1 pseudogene is annotated in these 248 nt (G+C 60.5%); it reads right to left on the bottom strand.

Going from position 1 to position 248, the window contains the following annotated elements:
- A pseudogene (locus ACPYOI_RS36655) lies at positions 1-209 on the bottom strand (two-component sensor histidine kinase); the annotation flags it as partial.
- Positions 210-248: the final 39 nt, after the last annotated feature.

Consider the following 248-nt stretch of genomic DNA (forward strand, 5'->3'; position numbering starts at 1 on the left):
GCCGCCATTAGCCCGAGAAAGGTGGCGTCATCCTGCGCGATGTAGCGGCGCATCGAGCCGCCGTTCTGTGCACTGACATTGCCGAGAAGCTCCAGTGCCGCGGCATTGGCGGCGACCGTGGGGACGCTCGCAATACAGTTTGAGATGAAGTCCGGATTGTCTCGCGCGTAGGCACGCAGATCGACGACACCCTGCGTCTTCAGTTTCATCAACAACGCGCGCACCTCAGAATAATCACGCTCCCACAG

It is taken from the genome of Rhizobium sp. SVR5-2C (assembly GCF_056755115.1).